The organism is Trinickia sp. (genome assembly GCF_051953405.1).
In the GTDB taxonomy this organism is placed as follows: Bacteria; Pseudomonadota; Gammaproteobacteria; order Burkholderiales; family Burkholderiaceae; genus Trinickia.
This window is the reverse complement of sequence record NZ_JBQCIV010000114.1, coordinates 44,944-57,277: the sequence shown is the minus strand read 5'-3', so window position 1 is coordinate 57,277 and position 12,334 is coordinate 44,944. Positions and strand designations below refer to the sequence as shown.

The 12,334-nt window shown below is 64.1% G+C and carries 8 protein-coding genes; 5 read left to right on the top strand and 3 right to left on the bottom strand.

The features are described 5' to 3' along the window. Positions 1-220 (bottom strand): alpha-amylase family glycosyl hydrolase (locus ACTHN9_RS19600; RefSeq protein WP_440538431.1); only part of this gene is annotated, 220 nt, incomplete at its 3' end. A 48-nt stretch (positions 221-268) separates the two neighbouring features. On the opposite strand from ACTHN9_RS19600, the gene ACTHN9_RS19595 reads away from it, so the two are divergent. The 3 genes from ACTHN9_RS19595 (at position 269) to ACTHN9_RS19585 (ending at position 2,775) form a co-directional block, all read left to right on the top strand. Continuing rightward, positions 269-1,933 carry an alpha-amylase family protein gene (locus tag ACTHN9_RS19595; protein ID WP_440538430.1) on the top strand — a complete coding sequence of 555 codons (1,665 nt, stop codon included), beginning with the start codon at positions 269-271 and terminating at the stop codon, positions 1,931-1,933. Positions 1,934-2,222: 289 nt separating this feature from the next. After that, entirely contained in the window at positions 2,223-2,522 is a 300-nt protein-coding gene (locus ACTHN9_RS19590; RefSeq protein WP_440538429.1) for a type II toxin-antitoxin system Phd/YefM family antitoxin, read from the top strand. Next, positions 2,473-2,775: a Txe/YoeB family addiction module toxin gene (locus tag ACTHN9_RS19585; RefSeq protein ID WP_440538428.1), complete on the top strand. Its 303-nt coding sequence runs from the start codon at positions 2,473-2,475 to the stop codon at positions 2,773-2,775. Before ACTHN9_RS19590 ends, ACTHN9_RS19585 begins: the two co-directional genes overlap by 50 nt. Positions 2,776-2,826: 51 nt before the next feature. On the opposite strand, the gene ACTHN9_RS19580 is transcribed toward ACTHN9_RS19585, so the two are convergent. Next, positions 2,827-3,717: a manganese catalase family protein gene (locus ACTHN9_RS19580; RefSeq protein ID WP_440538434.1), complete on the bottom strand. Its 891-nt coding sequence runs from the start codon at positions 3,715-3,717 to the stop codon at positions 2,827-2,829. 178 nt (positions 3,718-3,895) lie between these two features. Here ACTHN9_RS19580 and ACTHN9_RS19575 point away from each other — a divergent pair, with 178 nt between their 5' ends. Both ACTHN9_RS19575 and ACTHN9_RS19570 read left to right on the top strand, forming a co-directional pair. Next, positions 3,896-4,768: a PadR family transcriptional regulator gene (locus tag ACTHN9_RS19575; RefSeq protein WP_440538427.1), complete on the top strand. Its 873-nt coding sequence runs from the start codon at positions 3,896-3,898 to the stop codon at positions 4,766-4,768. Between the two features lie 109 nt (positions 4,769-4,877). Then, the gene (locus ACTHN9_RS19570) at positions 4,878-6,170 is read left to right on the top strand and encodes an MFS transporter (RefSeq protein ID WP_440538426.1); all 1,293 of its coding nucleotides are present in this window, start codon (positions 4,878-4,880) and stop codon (positions 6,168-6,170) included. Between the two features lie 131 nt (positions 6,171-6,301). Here the strand turns inward: ACTHN9_RS19570 and uvrA are convergent, their stop codons facing one another. Then, the gene (uvrA, locus tag ACTHN9_RS19565) at positions 6,302-12,217 is read right to left on the bottom strand and encodes an excinuclease ABC subunit UvrA (RefSeq protein ID WP_440538425.1); all 5,916 of its coding nucleotides are present in this window, start codon (positions 12,215-12,217) and stop codon (positions 6,302-6,304) included. Positions 12,218-12,334 lie beyond the last annotated feature (117 nt).

The following is a 12,334-nucleotide window of genomic DNA, read 5'->3' as shown; positions in this document are numbered from 1 at the left end:
CGTCGATGTCGCAGTAGTCGGCGACGTCGTAGCCAAAATCGGCCATCGGAGACGGATAGATGGGAGAAATCCAGACGGCATCGACGCCAAGCCTTGCGACGTACTCCAGACGCGCGACGATGCCCGGCAAGTCGCCGATGCCATCGCCGTTGCTGTCCTGGAAGGAGCGCGGATAGATCTGGTAGATGACGCCACGTTGCCACCACTTCAGCTCCGACATAGCCATTCCTCTCGACGATCGATCGTTCCGGCGCAGCTAGCAAACCGTATGTACAACGAACTCTGGTACAAAAACGCCATCATCTATTGCCTCTCCGTCGGCAAATTTCTCGACGCGAACGGCGATGGCGTCGGCGATTTTCAGGGGCTCATGCGCCGCCTCGATTACCTGCAGGGGCTAGGCGTGACGACGATCTGGCTGCTGCCCTTTCAGCCCTCGCCAGGACGCGACAACGGCTACGACATCACGGACTATTACAACGTCGATCCGAAATACGGCACGCTCGGCGACTTCGCCGAATTCACCCACGCATGCGACGAGCGGGGCCTGCGCGTCATCATCGATCTTGTCGTGAATCACACGTCCGACCGGCACCCCTGGTTCCAGTCAGCACGGAGCGATCCCGGCTCGAAATATCGCGACTGGTACGTCTGGTCGGACAAAAAGCCGCCGAAGGCGAAAGACGGCGTGGTCTTTCCCGGCGTGCAGAAATCCACATGGAGTTTCGACAAGAAGGCCAAACGCTGGTACTTCCACCGCTTCTACGATTTTCAGCCGGATCTGGACACGTCCAATCCCTGCGTCCATGCCGAGCTGCTGAAAATCATGGGCTTTTGGATCCGGCTGGGCGTGTCCGGTTTCCGCATGGATGCCGTACCGTTCGTGATCGCGGCGAAGGGTCCCAAGGTGCGCGAGCCTATCGAGCGGTATGGGATGTTGCGTGCGTTTCGCGAATTTTTACAGTGGCGCGAGGGCAACGCGATCATCCTGGCCGAGGCCAATGTCCTGCCCGATACGGATTTCGACTATTTCGGCGACGCAGGCGAGCGCCTGCCCATGATGTTTAACTTCGAGGTCAACCAGAACACGTTTTACGCCCTCGCTACGCACGATACGAAGCCGTTGAAACAAGCGCTCCTGGCGACGAAGCCTCGCCCGGCGAGCGCGCAATGGGGTGTATTCCTGCGCAATCACGACGAACTCGATCTCGGCCGCCTTTCGCCGGAGGCGCGCGCGGCCGTGTTTGCTGCATTCGCCCCTGAGCCGGACATGCAGCTTTACGGACGCGGCATTCGCCGCAGACTGGCGCCGATGCTCTCGGGCGACCGACGCCGCTTGGAGCTCGCCTACAGCCTGATGCTGACTTTGCCGGGTACGCCCGTGATCCGTTACGGCGACGAAATCGGCATGGGCGACGATCTAGGCCGGCCCGAGCGCGAAAGCATGCGTACGCCGATGCAGTGGTCGGCCGAGCCCCAGGCCGGCTTCACGAAACACCCCAACCCGCCGGCCCCCGTGATTTCCAGCGGGGCTTATGGTTTCGAGCGCATCAACGTGGCGAGCCAGCGGCGCGATCCCGATTCGCTGCTGAACTGGATGGAACGAATGATCCGCATGCGCCGCGAAATGCCGGAAATCGGCTGGGGCGACTTCGAAATATTGCGTACTTCGCGCCCCGATGTGCTGGCCCTGCGGTACGACTGGCGCAACAACTCGCTGCTGTTCCTCCATCAATTCGGCGCCGAGGCGTGCACCGTGAGATTCCGCTCGGGCTGCAAGGGGCCGGGCGACGAGCGGCTGATCAACGTCCTATCGGATGACCACAGCCACGCCGGAGACGACGGCCGCCACCGCGTCGTGCTGGAGCCTTATGGATACCGGTGGTATCGAGTCGGCGGACTCGATTATTTACTGCGGCGCTCGGACGTCTAGAGGCGCCGGCTGCCGTCACGTTTGTTGGCGCCGCGCATCGCGATGGTCGCATGGGTCGGTGGCGTCATCGTACAGAACTAAGTACAATGCCATTGCATTCGCCGCTTTGTTAGGGTCGCCCGTGAGGGCAGCAAGTATGCCTAACCATCGACCGTGCGACATCCTCACCGAATGTTGTCCCCATTACGCACGGAACGGCAAAAACGTCGCTCTGGCCATTTCGGTCTGAAGCGTGTGAGCTAGACGCTTGGACCGGGGAACCGAGTATCAGGCAAGTGAGAAGCTAGATATGAACATCCTGACTTTTAGTGAGGCGCGAGCCGGCTTCAAGCAGGCTTTGGATGCGGTGTGCCGAGATCACGAGCCGACGGTCATTACCCGTCAGCGCGGGGAACACGTCGTCATGATTTCGCTTGAGGACTACAACAGCCTGCAGGAGACCTTGCATCTGTTGGGTACGCCGGCGAACGCCGATCGACTGCGCCAATCCATTGCTGAATTCAAGGCCGGCAAGACCGCTGTAAAGGAATTGCTGAGCGATGACGCAGAAGAAGGCAAAAAACAAGGCCGCAGCGGTAAGCCGCTGTAAGGTCGCCTGGACGACGAACGCTAGGGACGATTACCTGTACTGGCAGAAAACGGACCCTGCGATCGTCTCGGAGATCAACGGCCTGATCGATGAGATCTCGCGAGATCCCTTCAAGGGTACCGGTAAGCCAGAGCCGCTAAAGGGCGACCTGACCGCCTTCTGGTCCCGGCGCATCACAAAAGCCGATCGCCTCGTCTACATCGTCCAAGACGGCATCATTTACGTGATGCAGTGTCGGTACCATTACGGCTGATACGGCTCAGGAGAAAGCGCGGGTGACGGGGCTTTCTCCTGTCTCCAACGCTCACTCCACCAACCCATCGGCCCCAGGTTCACCCTCCCCCAGCTCCGCGCCCGTCTCCGGATCGTGGGTACGATCGGACTTCAACCGCCGTTTCATTTCATCGAGCGTCGTCCGTTCCTTCTCGGTCAACTGCACCGCCGCCGATCCGTCGCCGCCGTCCACCGGCACCGGCGGATCCTCGACCAGCTTCAACCCGCGCCCCTCGTTCCAAGGGCCACGCTCCGGCGGTGCACCGATCGACATCTTGAAGTACGCATCCGCGTACTGCGCCTCCGGCGGCAATTTGCCCGGCGGGAAGTTTGCCGTGATCGCATACAACGCCTTCTCGAACGACTTCTGGTGTGAGACCTCGCGCGTCATCAAGAAACCCAGCGCCTCACGCACCCCAGGATCGTCGGAGACGTTGATGAGCCGCTCGTAGATGATCTTCGCGCGCGCCTCGGCAGCGATGTTCGAACGCAAATCCGCGGTCGGCTCGCCAATCGTATCGATGTAGCCCGCGTTCCATGGCACCCCCGCGGAGTTCGTCAATGGCGCGCCGGCTCCGTACAGCACCTGCGTCACATGGCTGTCGTTACCCGCGCCGTTCAGCTTTCGATACAGTTCGGCCTGCCCGTCGACCGCTTCCGCCAGCTCGCCCTTCGCGCCGCGATTAAGCATCGCCACGATCGAGCCGATGATCTCCAAGTGGCTCAACTCCTCGGTCGCGATATCCAACAACATATCCTTGCGGCCCGGATCTTCCTCGGTGATCGCCTGCGTGAAATAGCGCATCGCTGCTGCTAATTCTCCCTGCGGCCCGCCGAACTGCTCCAGCAGCAGATTCGCCAGCCCCGGATCGGTCCGGCCGACTCGCACGGTGTATTGCAGCCGCTTGTTATGGATGAACATGAGACCCCCTTTCTCGGTCGTGGATGAACAAAGTGCAGCTCGCCTAAGTTCGCCAAAGACCGCAACGACCATTCCCGCGAGAACGCGATCGCCGCACGGTCGGATGCATCCATCGCTTGACTTCGTATCTTTAGATATATATCTTTAGATACACATTCACTTTCCCGGGAGTCTTCCCATGCGACATCGCTTCTCCGAGTTTCAACGCGCGTTCGAACTGGCCGAGCTTCACCGCAGGGGGGCTCACGGCCACCCGCATCCGCATTCCGACGATGGCGAGCCAGCGGGCCCCGACTACGGTCATTGGTACGGCCGTCGTCACGAAACGGCCAGCCATGACACGCGTCACGGCTGGAGCGATGCCCGGCCCCCCCACCGGCGGCATGGCGAGGCTTCGTTCCTGCACGGGCTCTGGCACGCGATCGGCCGGCACCACCATCGCGGCGGCGGTGCGCCGTTCTGGGGCGGCCGCGGCGATCGCGGCTTCGGCGACGACGACAGCTTCACGCGCGGTCGTAAATTCAGCGGGGAAGACTTGCAGTTGATGCTGCTCGCACTGATCGCCGAGGCGCCCCGCCACGGCTACGAGCTAATCAAGGAACTCGAAACGCGCTCGAATGGCTTCTACGCGCCGAGCCCCGGCATGGTCTACCCCGCCCTGACTTACCTCGAAGAACTGGGTTTCGTCACCGTTCAGCAAGAAGGCAATCGCAAGCGTTACGAGATCGCTCAGGCCGGCAAAGCCCATTTGGATACGAACCGCGATCGGGTCGACATGATCCTGGCCAAGCTCAGTTTCGTCGCCCACAAGATGGAATCGATGCGGCGTGCCTATGCGGCGCAGGACGACGACGAAGAAGGTGGCCGCGATGCCGGCTGGCATCCGAAGCTGCGTCAAGCGAAATACGCGCTCAAATTGGCGCTGTTGCGTCGCATCGATGCCGACGAAAGCGAGCAACTGCGCGTCGCGCAGATTCTGCTGCGCGCCGCCGAAGAAATCGAGGGTAAGGAGGCTGCGGGCTCGGCGCCGCAAAATCCGAAACAGGCGTAAGGTGTCACGCGCGCGTGGGGCCGCGCGTCAACCAACACAAACACGAAGCGACGGCGGCCATTCGGGCCGCCGCTCGGCCAACGGCACTTCGATAAGGATTCGAACAACTATGTATGCATTGCCTCAAGCTCGAGAGCGGCGTTTGATCTGGCTGCTAGCGCTCGTGCAGTTCACGCTCATCATGGATTTCATGGTGATGATGCCGCTGGGCCCCCAGATCATGCGCGCCTTCCAAATCTCGCCCTCGCAATTCGCCGCCGCCGTCTCGGCCTATTCGTGGTGTTCGGGACTTTCGGCGCTGCTCGCCGCAACCTATATCGATCGCTTCGATCGCCGGAAGCTGCTGCTCGTCGCCTATCTGCTGTTCGCGCTGTCGAACGTCGCATGCGCCTGCGCAACCAGTTATCCGCTGCTCCTCGCCAGTCGCGCGTTCGCCGGCATTACAGGCGGCGTGCTCGGGGCCGGCGTGATGGCCATCATTGCCGACATCGTCCCGGTCGAGCGGCGCGGCGCGGCCACGGGCATCATCATGACGGGATTCTCGATGGCCGCCATTGCGGGCGTGCCGGCCGGCGTCATGATCGGCGCTTACTTCCATTGGTCGGCGCCGTTCTGGCTGCTGGCCGCGCTAACGGTGACGATCGCCGTGGCGACCGCGCGCATCGTGCCTTCGCTGTCCGAGCATTTGTCGCGACGCGCGCCGCCGTTGGCCGATACGCTCCCGGCGCTCGGGCGGTTGCTCACGTATCCGCGTCATGTGCGAGCCTTCGCGTTGACGTTTTTGATCATGCTCGCGCACATGCTCGTAATTCCGTTCATCTCGCCGATGCTCGTGGCCAATCATGGCGTGGCGCCCCGCGGAATTTCGTTGCTATACATGGCAGGCGGCGCCGCAACGTTCTTCACCTCGCGCGCCATCGGCCGGCTAGCGGATCGGATCGGGCATCGCGCGGTGTTTCGCATTTTTGGCGCGCTGGCACTGGTACCCGTGCTCGTCGTCACGCATCTGCCGAATGTGCCGTTCTGGATCATGGTGCCCGGGTTCGCGCTCTTTATGATCATTTCCTCCGGGCGCATCGTGCCGATGCAGGCAATCCTCACGACGGTGCCCGACGCGAAGCATCGCGGCGCCTTCCTGAGCGCCAACGGGGCGGTGCAATCGCTCGGCACCGGCTGCGGCGCGTGGCTCGGCGGCCTCATGCTCTCTTCCGATCCGGCGGGACACATTGTCGGGTATGGCTTGAACGGATGGGTGTCCGTCGGCTTGGCGGCGCTCGCGCTCGTATGGGTGGGTCAAGTGCGCAGCGACGCTGGGCGAGCATCCGCACTCGGAGGGCCGGGCACGCCCAACACGCCTACGACGGCCACGCCACCCGCACCGGAGCTGGCCGGCGAAGCCTAACGATCAGCGAGCCGGGCCAGGTGCGACGCTGCGCACGCACCCGGCCCGGCTCTCATCGAACAATGGATCGGATGCGCATGGCAGACGCATCCTTGTCATCCAAAGTAACTAGTCGCTACGCGTTCGAGCGTTCAAGCGCTCAGCCGCCCCTCGCCAGCCGCCTCCTTTTCCTTCTCCCGTTCACCCGCTACGCGCGCAAGCACGGGCACCAGCGCCTGCCCGGTATGACTCTCGCTTACGCGCGAAAGCGTTTCGGGATCGCATGCCGCGACGATCGCGCCGCCGCCCGCGCCCCCCTCGGGCCCGAGATCGATGATCCAATCGGCTTCGGCAATCACATCGAGGTCGTGTTCGATGACAACGACGCTGTGCCCCCCATCCACGAGACGATGCAGCACACGAATCAGCCGCGCGACGTCGGCCATGTGCAAGCCCACGGTCGGTTCGTCGAGCACGTAGAGCGTATGCGGCGGCTTTTGTCCGCGCCGCGTGACGTCGTCTCTCACCTTCGCCAGCTCCGTCACGAGCTTGATGCGCTGCGCCTCGCCGCCCGATAGCGTCGGCGATGGCTGGCCCAGGGTGAGATAGCCGAGGCCCACGTCCTTCATCAACTGCAACGGATGAGCGATGTTCGGCAGCGGCGCGAAGAATTCGACCGCTTCGTCGATCTCCATCGTCAGCACGTCGCCGATGTTCTTGCCGCGCCATGTCACCGCAAGCGTCTCGGGATTGAAACGCTGTCCGTGGCAGACGTCGCAGGGCACCTTGACGTCCGGCAGGAAGCTCATGCCGATGGTGCGGACGCCTTGCCCTTCGCAGGCCGGGCAGCGGCCGTCGCCGGTGTTGAACGAGAAGCGCGAGGCGGCGTAGCCGCGCGCCCTCGCTTCGAGCGTTTCCGCAAACAGTTTGCGGATCGTGTCCCATACGCCGATGTACGTGGCCGGGCATGAGCGCGGCGTCTTGCCGATCGGTGTCTGATCGACTTCGAGCACGCGATCGATCGCTTCGAATCCCGCGATCGAGCGGCATCCCTGCCAGCTATGCGTGATCTGCAAGGGCGCTCGCGCCGTGCTGGCCGTCGCGTGTCGGCTCGGTTGCGCGCGCACCTTCTTCGCTGCGCCGGTGCTCTCCTCCGCGGCCCGGCGGGCGCGTCGCGTGGCCGGCGACGACAGCACCGAACGACCGACCGCATCGAGCAAGTTCGTCATCAACACATCGCGGGCGAGCGTCGACTTGCCGGAGCCCGATACGCCCGTCACGGCGACGAGGCGGGCGAGCGGAATGCTCGCCGTCACGTCGCGCAGGTTGTGCAGCGATGCGCCATGTACGGTCAGCCACCGTTCCGGCACCGCCGCTTCGCCATCGGCACGCACGGCGCGGCGCGGCTGCAACGGATGCACGATCGGGCTGGCGAGGAATTGCCCCGTCAACGAATCGGCATGGGCTGCCAGATCCTTCACGCCGCCCTCGGCGACAAGCCGCCCGCCCCGCTTGCCCGCGCCCGGTCCGATATCGATAATGTGGTCCGCGCGGCGGATCGTATCTTCGTCATGTTCAACGACGACGAGTGTGTTGCCCTTCTCGCCCAGTTGATGCAGCGCATCGAGCAAGATCCGGTTGTCGCGCGGATGCAGACCGATCGTCGGTTCGTCCAGCACGTAACACACGCCTTGCAAGTTGCTGCCGAGCTGCGCCGCGAGCCGGATACGCTGCGCTTCGCCGCCCGACAGACTCGGCGCCGCGCGATCGAGGCTCAGATAGCCGAGCCCCACCTCTTCGAGAAAACGCAGCCGGCTCGCGATTTCGCTTACGACGTCGCGCGCGATTTGCGCATCGCGCCCGGAAAGCGAAATCGCATCGATCCACGCGCGCGTATCGGAAACGGTCCAACGGCCCACATCGACGATCGATCGTCCGTCGAACCGCACCGCACGCGCGGATTCGTTCAAGCGCGTGCCGTCGCACTCGGGGCAAGGCGTATCGCCCACCCCTTCGATCTCTTGCTCTTCGGACGGCAGCGTTTGCTCGCGCCCGCGGCCATCCTCGGCCCCCAATACCGTATCGTCGTAGGCCGCCCGTTGCTCGCGCGTGAGCGCCAGCCCAGTGCCGACGCAGCTCGTGCACCAGCCATGTTTGCTGTTGTACGAGAACATGCGAGGATCGAGTTCGGGATAGCTCGTGCCGCACACCGGACACGCACGCTTCACCGACAGCACTTCCATTTCGCCGATGCCCACCGTCGAGCGCTTCGCCGCCAAGGCATCGGCCAAGCCGTCGAGCGGCGAGAGCAAGTGCACGATGCCTTTGCCGAGTTCGAGCGTCGCGTCGAGCGCACGGCGCAGTTGCGCTTCGTTATCGGCCGAGATCACGAGATCGGCAACCGGCAACTCGATCGTATGCTCGCGAAAGCGCTCGAGCTTGGGCCAAGGGTCCACCGGCAGAAACTCGCCGTCGACGCGCAGATGCGTATGGCCGCGCGCCTTCGCCCACTTCGCCAGATCGGTGTAGATGCCCTTGCGATTGACGACGAGCGGCGCGAAAAATCCCACGTGCTCGCCCGCATGGTCGCGCAGCAACTGCGCGGCGATCGATTCCGCGCTTTGCGGTTTGACGGGCGTGCCGTCGTGCACGCAATGCTGAATGCCGAGCTTGACGTACAGCAGCCGCAGGAAGTGCCAGACTTCGGAGGTCGTCGCGACGGTACTCTTGCGGCCGCCGCGCGAGAGACGCTGCTCGATCGCCACCGTCGGCGGAATGCCGTAAACGGCGTCGACCTCGGGCCGCCCCGCGGGCTGCACGATCGAGCGCGCATAGGCGTTCAGCGATTCGAGGTAACGCCGCTGCCCCTCGTGAAAGAGAATGTCGAACGCGAGGGTCGATTTGCCCGAGCCCGAAACGCCCGTGACCACGTTGAACTTGCCGTGCGGAATGTCGACGTTCAGGCTCTTCAGGTTGTGTTCGCGCGCGTTGACGATGCGCACCACATCGTCGCCCTCGACCGCTCGGCGTGCGCGCGCCGCCGCGAGTGCGGATTGCAGCGGCACGCCGGGGGCGGTCGGCGCCGTCTCGCCCGCGCCAAACGTCTCGTCGTACTGCTTCAACGCGCGGCCGGTGTGGGAGGCTTCGCATGCCTTAATCTCATCCGGCGTACCCACCGCCACGACGAGCCCGCCTTCGTCGCCGCCCTCGGGACCGAGATCGATGATCCAATCGGCCGCACGAATCACGTCCAGGTTGTGCTCGATGACGATCAGCGAATGACCGCGTGCCAGCAACTTGCCGAAGGCGCGCATGAGTTTGGCGATGTCGTCGAAATGCAGGCCGGTGGTGGGTTCGTCGAACATAAACAAGCGCCCGCCCGGTGTCGCCTCGGCGCCGATCTTGCCGCCGGTTTCGGCCAAGAAGCCCGCCAGCTTGAGCCGCTGCGCTTCGCCGCCCGAGAGGGTCGGCACCGGCTGGCCGAGCTTCACATATTCGAGCCCGACGTCGACGATCGGCTGCAGCACGCGCAGCACATCGGCATCCTCGGCGAACAGGGCGACGGCCTCGCTGACGGTGAGTTCGAGCACATCGGCGATCGACAGGGCACGTACCGGCGCACCCGAGGCGGCCGCCCTCCGTTCGATCGTCACGTCGAGTACGTCCGGCCGATAGCGGCGGCCATCGCAATCCGGACAACGCAGATACACGTCCGACAGAAATTGCATTTCGACGTGCTCGAAGCCCGAGCCGCCACAGGTAGGACAGCGGCCGTCGCCCGAGTTGAAGCTGAACGTGCCTGCCGCATAGCCGCGTTGCAAGGCGAGCGGCGCCTTGGAGAAAAGCTTGCGGATTTCGTCGAAGGCGCCCACATAGCTTGCGGGATTCGAGCGCGCGGTCTTGCCGATCGGCGATTGATCGACGAAAACGGCGTCTTCGATCAACTGCGCCCCGAGCAGCGCCCGGTGCGCGCCGGGTGCTTCGGTCGCCCGCCCGAGAAAACGCGCGAGCGCCGGATTGAGGACGTCTTGGACGAGCGTGGATTTGCCCGAGCCCGAGACGCCGGTCACGCAAACGAGCCGCGCAAGCGGAATCTCGATCGTTACATCGCGCAGGTTGTGCTCGCTCGCGCCTTCGAGCACGAGCCGCGGCGTGTGCGCATCGACGGGCCGCCGCGCCCAATGCGCCGCATCGGCCACGCGCCGGCGAGCGCCGAGGTATTCGCCCGTCAAGGTCGGCGCCGAGCGAATATCGGCGGGCGTCCCGTCGAAGACGATCGAGCCGCCGCGCTCGCCGGGCCCGGGGCCCATATCGATGAGCCGGTCGGCCGCGAGCATCACCGAGGGATCGTGTTCGACGACGACGAGCGTATTGCCCGCATCGCGTAGGCGCCGCATTGCTTCGACGATCCGATCCAGATCGCGCGGATGCAGCCCGATGCTCGGCTCGTCGAGCACGAACAGCGTCTTCGTGAGCGAGGTCCCGAGCGCCGTCGTCAAATTGATTCGCTGCACTTCGCCGCCCGACAGCGTGCGGCTCTGGCGATCGAGCGTCAGATAGCCGAGGCCGACGTCGCACAGGTAGCGCAGGCGCGTCCGCACTTCGGCGACGAGCAGCTTCAGCGCGTCGTCGAGCAGCGCGCTCGGCAGCGTCATCTCGTCGAAGAACCGGCGGATGCGCGCGATCGGCAGCAGCATGAGGTCGTGCACAGCGAGACCGGGCAACGCTTCCAGTTGCTCACGCGTCCACGCGACGCCATGCGGCATGAAGCGCGCCGCCGGTGCCAACACCGCATCGGCGTTGGCTTTCGTGCCGAGGCGCCACAGCAGCGATTCCGTTTTCAGCCGCGCACCGCCGCAGCTCTCGCAAGGCGTGTAGCTGCGATACTTCGACAAGAGCACGCGAATGTGCATCTTGTACGCCTTCGATTCGAGGTAGTTGAAGAATCGGCGCACGCCATACCACTCGCGCTGCCATTCCCCCTTCCAATCGGGCGAGCCGTCGATCACCCACTCGCGCTCGGCGTCCGTCAGCTCGGCCCAAGGCGTCGTCGTGCGGATGCGTGCACGCGCGGCATAGCGCATGAGATCGTCCTGGCACTCCTTCCAAGCCGGCGTCTGCATAGGCTTGATCGCGCCGCCCGCGAGCGTCTTGCGCACGTCGGGAATGACGAGCCCGAGATCAACGCCGATCACGCGGCCGAACCCGCGGCATACCTCGCATGCGCCGTAGGCCGAGTTGAACGAGAACAACCCCGGCTGCGGATCGGCATAGCGCACATCGCTTTCGGGGCAGTGCAAGCCCGTCGAAAAGCGCCAGATACGCGGCGCCGGTTCGCCGGCATCGGCATCCGGTTCGCTATCGGGCAGCACGTAGACGTTCACACGGCCCGCGCCGCGCTTGAGCGAGGCTTCGATCGCTTCGACCACCCGCGCCTTGTCGGCCTTGCTCAAACGAAAACGATCGGCCACGACGTCGAGCACCTTGCGCGTACCGGCCGGCGTCGTCACTTCGCGCTCGGCTTGCACGCGCGTGTAGCCGCTAGCCGAGAGCCACTGCCCCACTTCGTCGGCGCTCGTTTGCTCCGGCAATTCGACGGGGAACGTGACGACGACTCGCTCGTCGCGCTCGGCCGTCCGTGCGACGAGTTCGGCGTAAATCGTCTCGGGCGTGTCGTGGCGCACGGCTTGAGCCGTCGCTTTATCGAACAACTGAGCCGCGCGGGCGTAAAGCAACTTCAGATGATCGTTAAGTTCGGTCATCGTGCCGACCGTCGAACGCGAACTGCGCACGGGGTTCGTTTGGTCGATTGCGATGGCCGGCGGCACACCGTCGACACGATCGACCTGCGGACGATCCATCCGATCGAGAAATTGCCGCGCGTAAGCGCTGAACGTTTCGACGTAGCGGCGCTGCCCCTCGGCATAAAGCGTGTCGAAAACGAGGCTCGATTTACCCGAACCCGATGGCCCAGTCACGACCGCCATCTCGCCCGTGCGCAGATCGAGATCGATATTTTTGAGATTGTGCTGACGAGCTCCGCGAATGCGGATGACGCCGGAAGTCATGAGACGTGTCCTTTCTACGCGCTATATCGAACGATGCGCGCCCTCATTTCGAGATAAGAAGGCGCACCAGGGCTGCCATGATAGTCCTGTGTGGCCAACTTGGCCGGCCGCGCCGCG

Bases quoted from the DNA above. Each gene is read 5' to 3' on its own strand.
- ACTHN9_RS19585 (WP_440538428.1), top strand. From the start codon at position 2,473: ATGACGCAGAAGAAGGCAAAAAACAAGGCCGCAGCGGTAAGCCGCTGT.
- ACTHN9_RS19590 (WP_440538429.1), top strand. From the start codon at position 2,223: ATGAACATCCTGACTTTTAGTGAGGCGCGAGCCGGCTTCAAGCAGGCT.
- ACTHN9_RS19580 (WP_440538434.1), bottom strand. From the start codon at position 3,717: ATGTTCATCCATAACAAGCGGCTGCAATACACCGTGCGAGTCGGCCGG.
- ACTHN9_RS19575 (WP_440538427.1), top strand. From the start codon at position 3,896: ATGCGACATCGCTTCTCCGAGTTTCAACGCGCGTTCGAACTGGCCGAG.
- ACTHN9_RS19595 (WP_440538430.1), top strand. From the start codon at position 269: ATGTACAACGAACTCTGGTACAAAAACGCCATCATCTATTGCCTCTCC.
- uvrA (WP_440538425.1), bottom strand. From the start codon at position 12,217: ATGACTTCCGGCGTCATCCGCATTCGCGGAGCTCGTCAGCACAATCTC.
- ACTHN9_RS19570 (WP_440538426.1), top strand. From the start codon at position 4,878: ATGTATGCATTGCCTCAAGCTCGAGAGCGGCGTTTGATCTGGCTGCTA.